Below are 14,377 nucleotides of genomic sequence, written 5' to 3' on the forward strand. Positions count from 1 at the left end.
AGTCAATCCACTCCCAATAGGGACATGCACGACATGACGAGACTGCCCACGATGTTCGGGGCTCTGGCGATCGCGACCGCCATGGCCATCGGTGCCCTCGCCCCGACGCAGCACGCGTTCGCGGAGGAAGCCACCCTCAGCAAGAAGGCCGTCGAGAAGATGATCGACGCCCGCATCAAGGAATCGCGTGAGGCAACCCTCGATGCCGACACGATCGGCCCGATCGTCAAGGAGTACCTCCTCGCCAACCCGGAACTCCTGGAGGAGGTGCTCGCCGCACTCGAGGCGAAACGGGAGCGCGACCAGCAGGTGGCGCGTACCGAGGCGCTGGACAAGAACCGCGAGGAGATCTTCCGATCCTCGCACTCGGCCGTGGCCGGAAATCCTGCCGGCGACATCACCCTGGTCGAGTTCTTCGACTACAACTGCGGGTACTGCAAGCGCATGCTGCCGGCGCTGGTCGACCTGATGGATTCCGACCCCAAGTTGCGGGTCGTCTTCAAGGAATGGCCGGTGTTGTCGGAAGGGTCCGCCGAAGCGGCGCGGATCGCGCAGGGCGTCAAGAAGGTCGCACCCGAGCGGTACCTCGACTTCCACGTCGAACTTATGTCCCAGCCCAGCGGCAGCGACGGAATCAACCGCAAGCGGGCGCTCGAGGTGGTCGACCAGCTCGAACTCGACCGGGAGGCGATTCTCGCGGCGTCCAAGGAGTCCTCCGTGGACGATGCGCTTGAACAGAATTTCCAGCTGGCCGAGGCGCTCGGGCTGCGCGGCACGCCGTCCTACGTGGTCGGCAACGAGGTGATTCCCGGCGCGCTCAGCTTCGATGCGCTGCAGGCCAAGATTGAAGAGGCGCGGAAGTCGGGCTGCGAGACCTGCTGAGCGCTGGCCGGGCGCACCGCGGCGGGATAAGTTTTCCCAGGTTGACGTCATCGGTTCGGACGCGATTTGCGGATCGCGCCCGAACCTTTATGTATGGGCAGCCTTGAAACAGGAAAAAGCCGCATGTGGCAGCGGCGACGCGGCCCTCGGACGGCAGGAAAGAAACGAATGGCAAAATCCGGACGCGACATCGATCAGGAGCTCATTCGCGAGCTCGCGTCGCTTCTCACCGAGACCGACCTCAGCGAAATCGAGATAGAGCAGAACGGCCTTCGGGTTCGCGTGGCGCGCAGCGTGACGGTCGCCGCTCCCGTCGCAGCCCACGCCGCGCCGGCGCCCGGCCCTGTCTCGTCGGCCGACCGGGGCGAAGGCCGACCCGCGACAACCGCCGACACCGGCCTGAAGCCTGGAACCGTCACCTCGCCGATGGTCGGCACCGCCTATCGCGCGCCGGAGCCCGGCGCCCAGCCCTTCGTCGACGTGGGAACCGCGGTCCGGGAAGGCCAGACTTTGCTGATCGTCGAGGCCATGAAGACGATGAACCCGATTCCCGCCCCGCGGACCGGCACGGTGACCGCGATCCTTGTCGAGGACGGGCAGCCGGTCGAATACGGCGAACCGCTGCTTGTCATCGAATAGACCGGCAGGCAGAGCGATGTTCGACAAGATTCTCATCGCCAACCGCGGCGAGATCGCCTTGCGGGTTCTCAGGGCCTGCAAGGAACTTGGCATCGCGACAGTCGCAGTGCATTCGACCGCCGACGCGGACGCCATGCACGTTCGCCTCGCCGACGAGAGCGTCTGCATCGGCCCGCCGCCGGCGCGCGACAGCTACCTCAACATCCCCGCTCTGCTGTCGGCCTGCGAGATCACCGGCGCCGACGCCGTGCATCCCGGCTACGGTTTCCTCTCGGAAAATGCCCGGTTCGCCGAAATCCTGCGCGCACACGATATCGCCTTCATCGGCCCCTCCCCCGAACACATCAACATCATGGGCGACAAGATCGCGGCAAAGCGCACCGCCGCGCGCCTCGGCATCCCGGTCGTCCCCGGCTCGGACGGCGCGGTAACCGACGACGTGGAGGCCGGCCGCATCGCCGCGGAAATCGGCTATCCCGTACTGGTCAAGGCGGCCGCCGGCGGTGGGGGGCGCGGCATGAAGGTCGCCCGCACGGCAGCCGATCTGCCCCATGCAATCAGCACCGCGCGCGCCGAGGCCAAGGCGGCATTCGGCGACGACGCACTCTACATCGAGAAGTACCTGGCCCTGCCCCGCCACATCGAGATCCAGGTGTTCGGCGACGGCAACGGCAACGCGATCCACCTCGGGGAACGCGACTGCTCGCTGCAGCGGCGCCACCAGAAGGTCTGGGAGGAGGCGCCCTCGCCCGGCATCAATGCCACGGAGCGCGCGACCATCGGCGCGAGGGTCGCCGACGCCATCGCCGAACTCGGCTACTCCGGCGCAGGAACGATCGAATTTCTCTACGAGGGCGGCGAGTTCTACTTCATCGAGATGAACACCCGGCTGCAGGTCGAGCATCCGGTGACCGAAATGATCACCGGCATCGACCTCGTCAACGAGCAGATTCGCGTCGCCTCCGGCGGCTCGCTGTCGGTCAGGCAGTCCGACATAAAGCTCGACGGTCACGCCATCGAGTGCCGCATCAACGCGGAAGATCCCGCGACCTTCATGCCGTCCCCCGGCCGGATCAACTACTACTATCCGCCGGGAGGGCTAGGCGTTCGCGTCGATTCGGCGGTCTATCAGGGCTACAGGATCCCCCCCTACTACGACAGCCTGATCGGCAAGCTGATCGTTTCGGGCAAGACCCGCAACGAATGCCTCATGCGGCTCAGGCGCGCGCTCAGCGAATATGTCGTCGACGGGGTGTCGACCACCATTCCCCTGTTCCAGCGCCTTCTGACCCAGCCCGACATCGTCGACGGCAACTACGACATCCACTGGCTCGAGCGGTTCCTGGCCGACAATCAGTGATCCTGGAGGCCCAGGCGCCTGCCGTGCGGGCGCCGGTACCTTCCGCCGACATCATTTCGCAAAAAATTTCTGGCCCGTTGTCGATTCTGCCGACGTTCGATCGTCGCAGGTGCATGAAGGCTGCTTCGGCCTTCGTGAACATGGGAGAAAAACGATGCGTGTAATGGTGATGGTGAAGGCCACCGACGACAGCGAATCCGGAATGCTGCCTTCGACGGAACTGCTCGAAGCCATGGGCAAGTACAACGAGGAGCTGGTCAACGCGGGCATCATGCTCGCCGGCGAAGGACTGAAGCCCTCCTCACTGGGCAAGCGGATCGCGTTCGAAGGGTCGACCCGGACAGTGATCGATGGTCCGTTCGCCGAAACCCGTGAGCTCGTGGCCGGGTTCTGGATCTGGGAGGTCAAGGATATGGCCGAGGCGGTCGAATGGGTGAAGCGCTGCCCGAATCCGATGCCCGGACCGAGCGAGATCGAGATCCGCCCGATCTTCGAGATGGAGGACTTCGCCGAGACGCTGACGCCGGAGGTCACGGAGTTGCACGACCGCACCCGGCAGAAGATGGAGGACCGGTGAGGCTCCGGGATCGCCGGTTTCCCCAAATCGATTCAGCAAGGACTTCTGCTCATGTCTGACATGATATTCCTCAATTTGCCCGTGACCGACCTGGCGGCCTCCATCCGCTTCTACGAGGCGATCGGCTGCGTGAAGAACGAACAGTTCAGCGACCATCAGGCGGCGAGCATGGTGTGGTCGGAGACGATCATGTTCCATCTGCTTTTGCGCGACTACTTCGCGACCTTTACCAAAAAGCCGATCTCGGACCCGCGCGAGACCTGCGCAATGCTGATCGCGCTGTCGCGCGACAGCCGTGCGGACGTGGACGCCATCGTGGCGGCTGCGGCCGCGGCGGGGGGCAAGGCGGACGTCCGCGAGCCCCAGGATATGGGTTTCATGTATATCCGCACCTTCGAGGATCCCGACGGCCACGTTTTCGAGCCTGCGTGGATGGACATGGATGCCGCGTCGGCCGCAATGCCGCAGGAAACCGGGGGGTCTGCCTGACAGGCGGCAGCGCGGGACGACGAATGGCCAAGGCCGGCTCGCAGTCCTCCTGCGGCCGGCCGAATTTTCCGACGGCCCGGGCAGCGTCGACATTCTCCGGTCCGCGCTCTAATCAGGATGCGTGACACCCGATCAAACGCATCAGGCGATCGAGACCGTTTTCCGGATCGAGCGGGCCCGCCTCATCGGCGGCCTGGCTCGCATCGTTCGTGACGTCGACCTGGCCGAGGAACTTGCCCAGGACGCGCTGGTGACGGCGCTGGCGCAGTGGCCGCACAGCGGCATCCCCGACAAGCCCGGCGCATGGCTGATGTCCGTGTCCAGGCGCCGCGCCATCGACGGCTTCCGCCGCGAGCGGATGCGCCGGCTCAAGCATGCCGAGATCGGCCGCGAAGCCGACGAGACGCGCGAGACGTCGGTGGCCGAGCTCGACGCCGCGCTGGACGACGATCTCGGCGACGAACTGCTGGGGCTGATCTTCACCTCCTGCCACCCCGTCCTGTCGCGCGAGGCCAGGGCTGCGCTGACCTTGCGCCTCATCGGAGGTCTCACGACCGACGAGATCGCCCGTGCCTTCCTCGCAAGCGAGCCGACGATCGCCCAGCGCATCGTGCGGGCGAAGAAGGCGATTCGCGATGCGGGCTTGCGGTTCGAGGTGCCGCGCGGCGGCAACCGCCGCGAACGGCTCGCCTCCGTTTTGGAGGTCGTCTACCTGATCTTCAACGAAGGTTACTCGGCGACTGCCGGCGACGACCTGGTCCGCCCCGGCCTGTGCGGCGAGGCGCAGCGGCTCGGACGCATCCTTTCGGCGGCCATGCCGGACGAGCCGGAGGTCTTCGGCCTGCTCGCGCTGATGGAGATACAGGCATCCCGCCTGCCCGCGCGCACGGCAGCGGACGGATCGCTCGTGCCGATCACCGAGCAGGACCGGTCGCGTTGGGACCGGCTGCTGATCGGGCGGGGCTTTGCGGCTCTCGACCGTGCGGTGTCGCTTGGCGGCGCGACCGGCCCCTATGCCCTGCAGGCGGCGCTCGCGGCCTGCCACGCCCGCGCCCGTCGTGCCGCGGACACGGACTGGGAGTTGATTTCCCGCCTGTACGACGTACTCCGGCAGGTGATGCCGTCTCCCGTCGTCGACCTCAACCGCGCGATTGCCCACAGCATGGCCTACGGACCGCAGGTCGGCCTGGAGCGTCTCGACGAGATCGACCGCGTCGAGGCGCTGAGCGACTACGCCCCCCTGCCCGCAGCCCGCGGCGACTTCCTGTTGCGCGCCGGCCGCCCCGACGAGGCAAGGGCACAGTTCGAGCGCGCCGCAGCGCTGACCCGCAACGCGCGCGAGAGGGAGTTCCTCCTGCGGCGGGCGGCGGCGTGTGCCGGCCCGGCCTGAGCGTCGCGCCCCGCGCCGGTTCCAATCCGCCGCGGCAAGCCCTAGATATGGGCCATGACCTCGCATGACGACCTGACGCTGTCGATCACGCCGCACGTGGTTCTCAAGGCATATGCCTGCGGCATCTTCCCGATGGCGGAAAGCGCCGAGGATCCGTCGATCTACTGGATCGAGCCGCGCGAACGCGGCGTCCTGCCGCTGGACCAGTTCCGGGTCTCGCGGCGGCTGGCGCGCACCATCCGGCGCAACGACTACGAGGTGCGCATCGACAGCGACTTCGACGGGGTGATCGCGGCATGCGCCGAGCCGGCGCCCGGCCGGCGCAAGACCTGGATCAACGGCGAGATCCGCCGGATCTATCGGGAGCTGTTCGAGATCGGCCATGTCCATACCGTCGAGATCTGGCGGCAGGACCGGCTGGTCGGCGGACTGTACGGGGTCAGGCTGGGCGCCGCGTTCTTCGGCGAATCGATGTTCCACCGCGAGCGCGACGCCAGCAAGATCGCGCTGGTCCATCTTGCCGCCCGCCTTCGCTATGGCGGGTTCGAACTGCTGGACACGCAGTTCATCACCGAGCATCTGCGTCAGTTCGGCGCCATCGAGCTGCCGCGCAAGCGCTACCAGCACGTTCTCGAGGCGGCCCTCCTCAGGGAGGCCGACTTCCGTCAGTTGCCGACGCCGAGTTCCTCGGAGCTGGTCTTGCAGTTGGTCAGCCAGACGTCGTAGATCGGATGGTCGACGGCGTTCAGGCCGGGACTGTCGGCAAACATCCAGCCGGTGAAGATGCGCTGGATCTTGCGGTCGAGCGTCACCTCGTCGACCTCGACGAAGGTCGTCGTCTGCGGCGGCTCGGTGGGCGGCCGCGAATAGCATACGCGCGGCGTGAGCTGCAGTGCGCCGAACTGCACCGTCTCGTCGATCCTGACGTCGAAGGTCCGGATCTGGCCGGTGATCTTGTCCAGACCGGCGAACTCCGCGATCGGATTGGATATCTTCTCCGCGCGCGCCGCGCCGGCGGCCAGGATCAGCACGGCGGCCGAAAGCGCGACGGCAATGCCGCTGCGGCTGCCCTTCCAGGATGTGCTGTCCGTCTTCCGCAATGCCGTCTCCCTGCGCCGCCCGACTCGCAGCCCGCGCGATCCGGCGTTTATCCGAGGCGAATACGCCGAAAAATGGTCAAGGCAGGCGGTCATGCGGCTACGGTGCAAACTGCGTCGTCCATCCGGCAGGTTTGGTGTGAGGCCGCCACTGCGCCGGGTCAGGCGTCCGGCGACCACGCGTCGTAGTCGCCGGTGACCCGCGGACGCCGTTCGGGCGTCAGCATGCTGCCCGGGGGGCGATAGGCCGCCGGCGTGCCGGTGAGGTTCGGCAGATGCGGCTTCTGCCAGGGCATCGGCTGGTAGTCCGTCTCGCTGGGCGCCACGTCGACCTTGTGATGCATCCAGCCCCACCACCCCGGCGGAATGGCGCTGGCCTCGGCGTATCCGTTGAAGATCACCCAGCGCCGCTGGAAGTGCAGTTCCGGGTCGATCGCGCCGCCGCGGGTGCGGTAGTAGCGGTTGCCGAACTCGTCCTCGCCGACGAACTCGCCCTTCCGCCACGTGTAGAACCGCGTGCCGAGCGTCGCGTTGTGCCACCAGGCAAAGATCTGAATGATGAAATTTCGCATCGTCCGCCCTTGGAATGGCGCGGAATATGGCGGGAAAGCCCCCGGGTGTCTAGGGCGTAAAGCGTCTCGGCGTGCGCCGTCCGCCACGTCTCACCGCATCTGTCACCGCAGGATCCGGCGCGATCGGCGGGCCGGCTCGAGCAGGCCTGGCTCCGGCGCCGCAACGCGGTCGCAGGCGCATCTCCAGACACCTCCGCCCGTGGTCGGCGCAACCGTTCTCACTTCAGACCAAGCATCGCGTGAAGATATCGGCGGATGGGCTGATCATAACAGCGATCAGCGACCCAGCAGGACAGCACAAGACCAAATATCACGACGGCAGATATCAGCGGCGTCGGTCCATAGGCAAATCTGTCCATCACGGCAACGACAATCGCAAGCATCGGAAGATGAACCGCGTACATCGGATAGGAAATCCTGCCCGCATACTCAAACACGGCTCTGCACCCTGCCCCTACCCGGGCGCGCGCCGCGAGCAGAACAAGGACGGGATAGAACACCATCACGATGCCCAACCGTGCGGATTCTGGTGCCGAGCACATTGCCAGAATGAATATCGTCAGGAATACAAATCCGGAGGGCATGAACCGCAGATCTACTATATTTCTATACCTGAACAGGACGAGCCCCACGGCGAACGAGTATGCAACTCTGAAAAATCCGACATAAAAATTATCGTGGCTCCAACCGCCCGACAATTGATCCCGCAACACGAACAAGCCGATTCCGCTGACGATGATGACAGACCACAACTGTAATCTTGCCGCATACCTTCCGAGTAGAAACCAGTAAAAATTCGCAACGATTTCGAAGAACAGCGACCAGGCGGGAATGTTGAGCGGAAATACGTTTCCCAGGCTGCCAAAACTCGGAGACGGAAGCATAACGAGCGCGAAGGGGATCGCCTTCCAGAACGGGAGATGGAATTCACTTACGTATCCGCGGCTCACGACGGACAAGACCAGGGACAGGATTCCGATTGCGGTGCCCAGGAGATACAAAGGGTAGATCCGAACCAATCTCAACAGGATCAACTGCTTTTGCGCTGTCCCTGTGGCAACTCTGTCACCATAGGCGGACGCAAGAACGAATCCGGACAGAACGAAGAAAAGGTCGACTGCAGAACTAGCCAGCTGCGGACTCCATCCGCCAAAAAACTGAGGGAAATGATGCATCACCACGAAAAGAGCGGCGGCCCCACGAAAGGCGTCCAGAGTCACGTAGCGCTCCCCCTGGCGGCGTGCCGGCTTTATTGCATTGCCCTCCAGACCTGACGCGCCCGCACCTCAAACCGCCTCCTTCACGTCTCCTAATTTGATTGTTTCTCAAGCACTTAATTTTTCTGCATTTATCTCCTTTACTGAGCGAATCATAAATTCACCATTCTGCCTTCCCTCTATACTATGACATCTGTGGCACTTTGACTATCGATGCCATCGCGGGGTTTCCGCGGCATCTTCCAGAGCCGGACCGCGTCTCCTCGGGCGGTTACCCAGTCCAACCCTCCGGACGTGTATCTTCGTGGGCTGACGACCCGTAGTGCGCGACATGCGACCTCATCGATTGTGACAAGGCGTGGCGAATCGTCCTCAATGCGTGAGCGGTGCCTAAAGCTCCTGAGTTGACAGGGCGGCCTTGACCTCCGGAAGGGGCCGCTCCTTTGGGAGCAGATGCGCCGGCTGCGCGCGCCGGCGTTGCGGAGTTGTCCCCACGATTCACTGGCTGTTAAGATTCGCCACAATATCTTGTGGGGGAAACAAACGTCGCTACAAGGGATTGTGAAAAATTCATGTCACTCCCGATGTTAGTCCTTGACGCCGCTCCGCCGAGTCTCTTAGCGTTGTCGACGTTGCCGATGACGGCGCGGCGTTCCACCGTCAGGCAGGAATTCCATTATGTATCAGCGTTTTACAGCCCCCGGCCTGGTTCGGGGGCAGCGGCAGATATTGCCCGCCGGACGGGTGGGAGCCGCGGGCATCGGTTCAGGGTAAGCGGCGTCGGCAGACGCCTTGACGGAACTGTCACCGTCGGTACGTGAGGCAAGAGCCGGACGTCTGTTGGGTCCGGCGCGGGGAAGTGCGCGCCGAGTTGCGCGATGGGGAGATATGATGCGGATTGAGCGACGCTACACCGTCGACGGCAAGTCACCTTACGATGGGATCGAGTTCCGGAAGACCCGGAGCGAGATCCGCAATCCGGACGGGTCGGTCGTGTTCCGGCTGGACGACATCATGGTGCCGGCGACCTGGTCGCAGGTGGCCAGCGACATTCTCGCCCAGAAGTATTTCCGCAAGGCAGGCGTGCCCGCCCGGCTGAAGCCGGTCGAGGAAAACACAGTCCCCTCGTGGCTGTGGCGGTCGGTTGCCGACGACAAGGCGCTGGAGGCGCTGCCCGAGGACGAGCGGTTCGGTCCGGAACGCGATTCGCGGCAGGTCTTCGACAGGCTCGCCGGCACCTGGACCTACTGGGGCTGGAAGGGCGGCTACTTCGATTCCGAATCCGACGCCCGCGCCTTCTTCGACGAGCTCGCCTACATGCTGGCCACGCAGAAATGCGCGCCGAACTCGCCGCAGTGGTTCAACACCGGCCTGCACTGGGCCTACGGCATCGACGGTCCCGGCCAGGGCCACCACTATGTCGACTTCGAGACCGGCGTGCTGACCGCCTCGACGTCCGCCTACGAGCATCCGCAGCCCCATGCCTGCTTCATCCAGTCCGTCGACGACGATCTCGTCAACGACGGCGGCATCATGGACCTGTGGACGCGCGAGGCGCGCCTGTTCAAGTACGGCTCGGGGACCGGCTCGAACTTCTCGATGCTGCGCGGCGACGGCGAGAAGCTGTCGGGGGGCGGCAAGTCCTCCGGACTGATGAGCTTCCTGAAGATCGGCGACCGCGCCGCCGGCGCCATCAAGTCGGGCGGCACCACCCGCCGCGCCGCCAAGATGGTGGTCGTCGACGTCGACCACCCGGACGTCGAGGCCTACGTGAACTGGAAGGTGAAGGAGGAGCAGAAGGTCGCCGCCCTCGTCACCGGCTCGAAGATCTGCCGCAAGCACCTCTCGGCGATCATGAAGTCCTGCGTCAACTGCGAAGGCCCCGGCGACGACTGCTTCGACCCCGCCAAGAACCCGGCGCTGAAGCGCGAGATCAAGGCCGCCAAGCGCTCGCACGTGCCGGAGAACTACATCCGCCGCGTCATCCAGTTCGCCAGGCAGGGATACACGTCCATCGAGTTCCCCGATCTGAACACCGACTGGGATTCGGAAGCCTACCTGACGGTTTCCGGTCAGAACTCCAACAATTCGGTGCGCGTCACCGACGACTTCCTGCGCGCGGTCGAGGAGGACGGCGACTGGAACCTGATCCGGCGCCTCGACGGCAAGGTCGCCCGCACGCTCAAGGCCCGGGACCTGTGGGAAGACATCGGTCACGCGGCATGGGCCTGCGCCGATCCCGGCATCCAGTTCCATTCCACCATCAACGACTGGCACACCTGCCCCGCCGACGGCGCGATCCGGGCCTCCAATCCCTGCTCGGAATACATGTTCCTCGACGACACGGCCTGCAATCTGGCGTCGCTGAACCTGCTGCAGTTCCGCGGCGAGGACGGCGCGTTCGACGTGCAGTCCTTCGCCCACGCCACGCGGCTGTGGACGATCGTGCTCGAGATCTCGGTGCTGATGGCGCAGTTCCCCTCCAGGCAGATCGCAGAGCTCTCCTACAAGTTCCGCACGCTGGGCCTGGGCTACGCCAATATCGGCGGCCTGCTGATGACGTCGGGCATCCCGTACGATTCGAAGGAAGGCCGCGCCCTGTGCGGCGCCATCACGGCGCTGATGACCGGCGTTGCCTACGCCACGTCCGCGGAAATGGCCTCGGCGCTCGGCGCCTTCCCCGGCTACGGACCCAATCGCGAGGCGATGCTGCGCGTCATCCGCAACCATCGGCGCGCCGCCCACGGCGACGAGACCGGCTACGAGGCACTCAGCATCCCGCCGGTGCCGCTCGATCACGACTCCTGCCCGGAGCGCGAGATCGTCGCGGCGGCGTGCGATGCCTGGAACCGGGCGCTGTCGGTCGGCGAGGAGCACGGCTTCCGCAACGCCCAGGTCTCGGTGATCGCGCCGACCGGCACGATCGGCCTCGTCATGGACTGCGACACCACCGGCATCGAGCCGGACTTCGCCCTGGTGAAGTTCAAGAAGCTGGCCGGCGGCGGCTACTTCAAGATCATCAACCAGGCCGTCCCGGCGGCGCTGCGCGGCCTCGGCTACGACCAGGCGCAGATCGACGACGTCATTCGCCACGCCGTCGGTCACGGCACGCTGAAGGGTGCGCCGGCGATCAACCACGACACGCTGGCGGCCAAGGGCTTCACGAACGACAAGATCGAGGCCCTTGAGGAGGCGGTGAGGACCGCCTTCGACATCAAGTTCGTCTTCAACAAATGGACGCTCGGCGAGGATTTTTGCTCCGGGACCCTCGGGTTCGCGGCGGACGCACTGGCCGACCCGGGTTTCGACATGTTGTCGGAACTCGGGTTCGGTCGGCGCGACATCGAGCAGGCCAACGCCTATGTCTGCGGGACGATGACTGTCGAGGGCGCCCCGCACCTCAAGGACGAGCACCTGGCGGTCTTCGACTGCGCCAGCCCCTGCGGGCAGAAGGGCAAGCGCTACCTGTCGGTGGAAAGCCACATCCACATGATGGCGGCGGCCCAGCCGTTCATCTCCGGCGCCATCTCCAAGACCATCAACATGCCCAACGAGGCGACGGTCGAGGACTGCATGAACGCCTACATGCTGTCCTGGCGGCTCGCGCTGAAGGCCAACGCCCTCTACCGCGACGGCTCCAAGCTCTCGCAGCCGCTGTCGGCCCAGCTGATCGCCGACGAGGACGAGGACGAGGAGGAAGTCGTCGAGCAGCTTCTCGCCCAGTCCTCGCAGGCAAAGGCCGCGGCGATGGCCGAACGCTTCGTCGAGCGCATCGTCGAGAAGGCGGTTCGCGAGCGCGAGAAGCTGCCGCACCGGCGCAAGGGATATACCCAGAAGGCCATCGTCGGCGGCCACAAGGTCTATCTCAGGACCGGCGAGTACGAGGACGGCCGTCTCGGCGAGATCTTCATCGACATGCACAAGGAAGGCGCCGCCTTCCGCAGCCTGATGAACAATTTCGCCATCGCGATATCGCTCGGCCTGCAATACGGCGTGCCGCTCGACGAGTTCGTCGAGGCGTTCACCTTCACCCGCTTCGAGCCGGCCGGCTTCGTGCAGGGCAACGACTCGATCAAGAACGCCACGTCGATCCTCGACTACATCTTCCGTGAACTGGCGATCTCCTATATCGGCCGCCACGATCTCGGCCACGTCGACCCCGCCGACATCGGCTCTACGGCGATGGGCGCCGGCGTCAGCGAAGGCAAGCAGGAGCCCGAGGTTCCCGCCGCGGCGCGCTTCGTCTCCACCGGCCTGGTGCGCGGGCGGGTCAACGAGAAGCTGACCGTCGTGCGCGGCGCCGAGGCGCCTGCGAAGGTACGCACCCCGGATGCCCGCGGCCCCGTCGGCAAGCTCCAGGCCCGCGCCCAGAACTTCGCCGGCGGATCCGGCGGATCCGGACAGGCCACCGCGCTGAAGCGGGAGGTCGAAGTCGAGGTGCAGATGGAAGCGGAGTCGGTGATCGCCCAGCCGAGCGTCGAGGAACAGCGCGCCCAGGCACGTCTGAAGGGCTATGTCGGCGAATCCTGCACCGAGTGCGGCAACTTCACCATGGTACGCAACGGCACCTGCCTGAAGTGCGACACCTGCGGCTCGACCAGCGGCTGTAGTTGAGCGGCCAAGTCCGATCTGACGGATAATACAAGGGCGGGCCTTCGGATCCGCCCTTTTCCTTTGTGTGCGGCACCCACCCGTCGCCGCCAGCCCGACATCGACGGCGGTACGCCGGTGCCGACCTGTTCACAGGCCGGCAAGACGCCATGTCGGCTCGGCTCCGGGAGAATCGATGACACAACGTTCCGCCGATCCGACTTACAGTGCTGACCGGAACGCCGCTACAAAGCGAGTATCGTGAGTTCATTCCTGGCGGGCATGGTGGGCCCGTACGACGCCATCGGAGCAGGCGGTGAAGCGCACCTGGACGATCATCGGCGTCCGCGACGTGGCCCGAAGCTTTGCCTGGTACCAGTCGCTTCTCGGCCTTCCCGCAACGGACCCGGCGCATGACGACTTCGGCCAGGTCATCGACACCGACGGAACCGTGCTGCTGTGTCTCCACCAGTGGGGCGCACACGGTCATCCGACGCTGGCGAGCCCGACCCACGCCGAGCCCGGCAACGGCCTCCTGCTGTTCTTCCGCGTCGACGACTTCGATCACGCCCTGTCGAGGGCCAGCACCGCCGCCGACCGGCTGGAGGAAGAGCCGCACGTCAACTCGAACACCGGCACGATGGAGTTTTCCCTGCGCGATCCCGACGGCTACTTCGTCACAGCGCTCTTTAGGTCGCGCGGCGGACACCGCCATCGTCCCGCCGGGCATCGGATCACGTCCGGGGCGCAGGCTGCGATATGGCCAATCCCATGCGATCCACCTCGGCCGTCATGCCCGGCCTTGTGCCGGGCATCCACGGACGGCGGCCGCCGCGGAGAAGACGTGGATGGCCGGGACAGGACCGGCCATGACGACCGGGGACGCAGTCGAGGTTGGCGCGGACTGTCGATTTCCGTAGGCCTGCCAGTCCCTTACAGATTCCCGCCGACAATCTTATTCACACTCTCCAGAACGCGCGTATGCTCATGTCATCTCTCCCATGCGGGGGCGTGTCCGGATCCGACACGGACCACGCGGGAGGGAGCGGCGCCTCCAGCAGGCCGTGCATGTCGGCACGCCGGCTCGGGGAGGCTCCCGGATCGCCCGTCCGTACTACGGCGGGCCGCCCAAGCGGGCCTTGAGGCGGGATTCCGTCCGGCCGTCCAGGGGAGTTCCGCGGGGACCGTGGCGCAGGAGGCAGAGCCTCCTGGCAGCGCACCCCGGCGGCTCTTGAGGGCGCGAGCCGTTCGCCCCCGCCGGAGCGCGATCCGGACTGGTCTTAACCGCCGCGGCGGGCGCTCGGACGAGCGCCATCACTAAACCACTAGCAAGGCACTCCTTCGAGCGCCCGCGCCCCGCAGACGGTCGTCTGCAGTATCAGTTGGGGGCAGACGGTCCCCGGAGTGGCAATCGCTCCGCGGCTCTTTGACACGCGGCAATCGCCGCACCGAGCAAGACACCGACCCGCGCCGGTCCCGGCGGCGGGGCGATTGGCCGTGCCCGCGGGCGCCTTCAGAGCATCGCGCAAGGCGGGCATCGAACCCGCCTTGCGCCACCCCCACC

Annotated in this window: 12 protein-coding genes; 9 read left to right on the forward strand and 3 right to left on the reverse strand. The window is 65.6% G+C overall.

Annotated elements, in window-relative coordinates:
- The first annotated feature begins 33 nt into the window (after positions 1 to 33).
- The 7 genes from V3328_RS18465 to aat all read left to right on the forward strand — a co-directional run bounded on the left by V3328_RS18465 (position 34) and on the right by aat (position 6,063).
- On the forward strand, positions 34 to 882 hold the full coding sequence (locus V3328_RS18465) for a DsbA family protein (protein ID WP_340331170.1): 849 nt from the start codon (positions 34 to 36) through the stop codon (positions 880 to 882).
- A gap of 168 nt (positions 883 to 1,050) precedes the next feature.
- A complete protein-coding gene (gene accB, locus V3328_RS18470) occupies positions 1,051 to 1,521 on the forward strand; it encodes an acetyl-CoA carboxylase biotin carboxyl carrier protein (RefSeq protein WP_340331171.1) in 471 nt (156 codons plus the stop codon).
- Positions 1,522 to 1,537: 16 nt separating this feature from the next.
- Entirely contained in the window at positions 1,538 to 2,881 is a 1,344-nt protein-coding gene (gene accC / locus V3328_RS18475; protein WP_340331172.1) for an acetyl-CoA carboxylase biotin carboxylase subunit, read from the forward strand.
- A 154-nt stretch (positions 2,882 to 3,035) separates the two neighbouring features.
- Positions 3,036 to 3,458, forward strand: coding sequence for a YciI family protein (locus V3328_RS18480; protein WP_340331173.1), 423 nt, complete (start codon positions 3,036 to 3,038; stop codon positions 3,456 to 3,458).
- A gap of 51 nt (positions 3,459 to 3,509) precedes the next feature.
- Positions 3,510 to 3,947: a VOC family protein gene (locus V3328_RS18485; protein WP_340331174.1), complete on the forward strand. Its 438-nt coding sequence runs from the start codon at positions 3,510 to 3,512 to the stop codon at positions 3,945 to 3,947.
- A 121-nt stretch (positions 3,948 to 4,068) separates the two neighbouring features.
- The gene (locus V3328_RS18490) at positions 4,069 to 5,337 is read left to right on the forward strand and encodes an RNA polymerase sigma factor (RefSeq protein ID WP_340331175.1); all 1,269 of its coding nucleotides are present in this window, start codon (positions 4,069 to 4,071) and stop codon (positions 5,335 to 5,337) included.
- 54 nt (positions 5,338 to 5,391) lie between these two features.
- The gene (gene aat / locus V3328_RS18495) at positions 5,392 to 6,063 is read left to right on the forward strand and encodes a leucyl/phenylalanyl-tRNA--protein transferase (RefSeq protein WP_340331176.1); all 672 of its coding nucleotides are present in this window, start codon (positions 5,392 to 5,394) and stop codon (positions 6,061 to 6,063) included.
- Here aat and V3328_RS18500 read toward each other — a convergent pair.
- The 3 genes from V3328_RS18500 to V3328_RS18510 form a co-directional block, all read right to left on the reverse strand.
- Positions 6,003 to 6,368 (reverse strand): DUF2155 domain-containing protein, encoded by a 366-nt coding sequence (locus V3328_RS18500; protein ID WP_378759029.1) that lies wholly within the window; start codon positions 6,366 to 6,368, stop codon positions 6,003 to 6,005. The two genes, aat and V3328_RS18500, sit on opposite strands and share 61 nt — an antisense overlap.
- Before the next feature lie 227 nt (positions 6,369 to 6,595).
- Complete coding sequence (locus V3328_RS18505) at positions 6,596 to 7,006, reverse strand: NADH:ubiquinone oxidoreductase subunit NDUFA12 (protein WP_340331177.1); 411 nt, start codon at positions 7,004 to 7,006, stop codon at positions 6,596 to 6,598.
- 218 nt (positions 7,007 to 7,224) lie between these two features.
- The gene (locus V3328_RS18510; protein WP_340331178.1) at positions 7,225 to 8,226 is read right to left on the reverse strand and encodes an acyltransferase family protein; all 1,002 of its coding nucleotides are present in this window, start codon (positions 8,224 to 8,226) and stop codon (positions 7,225 to 7,227) included.
- A gap of 888 nt (positions 8,227 to 9,114) precedes the next feature.
- Here V3328_RS18510 and V3328_RS18515 point away from each other — a divergent pair.
- Together V3328_RS18515 and V3328_RS18520 are read left to right on the forward strand one after the other, a co-directional pair.
- Positions 9,115 to 12,837: a vitamin B12-dependent ribonucleotide reductase gene (locus V3328_RS18515; protein WP_340331179.1), complete on the forward strand. Its 3,723-nt coding sequence runs from the start codon at positions 9,115 to 9,117 to the stop codon at positions 12,835 to 12,837.
- Positions 12,838 to 13,129: 292 nt separating this feature from the next.
- Entirely contained in the window at positions 13,130 to 14,134 is a 1,005-nt protein-coding gene (locus tag V3328_RS18520) for a VOC family protein (RefSeq protein WP_340331180.1), read from the forward strand.
- Positions 14,135 to 14,377: the final 243 nt, after the last annotated feature.

The organism is Microbaculum marinum, from assembly GCF_037855135.1.
GTDB lineage: Bacteria > Pseudomonadota > Alphaproteobacteria > Rhizobiales > Tepidamorphaceae > Microbaculum > Microbaculum marinum.